This window comes from Mesobacillus boroniphilus JCM 21738, from assembly GCF_000517385.1.
Lineage (GTDB): Bacteria > Bacillota > Bacilli > Bacillales > Cytobacillaceae > Mesobacillus > Mesobacillus boroniphilus.
Genome location: NZ_BAUW01000238.1, coordinates 1 through 541, shown reverse-complemented (window position 1 = coordinate 541; position 541 = coordinate 1). Strand labels below are relative to the sequence as shown.

1 protein-coding gene is annotated in these 541 nt (G+C 42.1%); it reads left to right on the top strand.

Annotated elements, in window-relative coordinates; genetic code table 11:
* The coding region (locus tag JCM21738_RS22045; protein WP_035210353.1) for a transposase at positions 1-541 on the top strand (541 nt) is incomplete at both ends.

Sequence of the window (541 nt, the reverse complement as noted above, 5' to 3'; positions counted from 1 at the left end):
CCGATACAGGCGAATTCCTCTTTAGAGAATTCGATGAAAAGATAGGTTTTTCTACTACATTGGCGAAGTTCTTAAACCTGGAAGACAAAAGGCGTTACTACGTTCATTCGAATGAAAACTTGCTTCGCCAAAAGATTTATCAAATCATTGCTGGGTATACCGATGATGACGCAGCTGATCAATTGACGAAAGATCCTGTATTCACTCAAATCATAGGTACGGAGGCGCTAGCTTCCCAGCCTAGCCTGTCTCGTTTCTTTAGACGTTTCGATCGCCGATCCATCGAGGAATTAAATCAAGCTAACCAAGAACTTATTGATAGAGTGCATCAATTCAGGGATTCAAAAGCTGTCATTTTTGATTTGGATTCCACCCATTCAGATACCTATGGAAACCAAGAATCTGCAGCTTACAATGCCCATTACGGAACCGTTGGCTTCCACCCTTTAGTGGCTTTTGACGGAGTAACCGGTGATTTTATCAAAGCTCGTCTCCGTCCTGGAAATGTTTACACTTCTAACTCTGTTGTCGAGTTTATCCA